1 protein-coding gene is annotated in these 471 nt (G+C 53.3%); it reads left to right on the plus strand.

What is annotated here, in order from left to right; translation table 11 throughout:
* Window positions 1–173 precede the first annotated feature (173 nt).
* The coding region (locus EN780_RS37590) for a hypothetical protein (RefSeq protein ID WP_133373019.1) at window positions 174–471 on the plus strand (298 nt) is incomplete at its 3' end.

Here is a 471-nt window from a genome sequence, read left to right on the forward strand (position 1 = left end):
GTTGCGTACCCACCTTGCGTACCCAGGAATACGACGCAGGCTCGCGCGTCGGAAGCTAAACAATCAAGAATCACCCTCACCAGCTTTTGCTCTTCTCGACGCCTTCCGCTTTTGACAGCTTTGGCCTCGACGCCTGCTGCGACCTGGGATTTTACCTGATCCATTAGGCGACGTTGAAGCAGTTTCACAAGGTCTTCGCCAGAACCAATGTCGAGAAGATCCTCTCCTGTCAAAATGAGTACTGTCTGGCCTTCAATCATCGCCGCCGTGAGATGGAAAAATCCCGCTGTTCTATTAGCCGGATTGCCGGCAACGCCCTCAAGTGCGATGAAGACGCCACTACGTCGGCCTTTGTCTTTCAGCAGGCTTGCGAAGTAACGCAGCTCTCGACTGCTAACAGCGCTGGACCAACCTTTGCATTCAACTATCAATGGGCAATCAAGGAAGTGCAGACCGTCTATGGGGCACGTA

The sequence above is a fragment of the Mesorhizobium sp. M4B.F.Ca.ET.089.01.1.1 genome (assembly GCF_004022605.1).
In the GTDB taxonomy this organism is placed as follows: domain Bacteria; phylum Pseudomonadota; class Alphaproteobacteria; order Rhizobiales; family Rhizobiaceae; genus Mesorhizobium; species Mesorhizobium abyssinicae.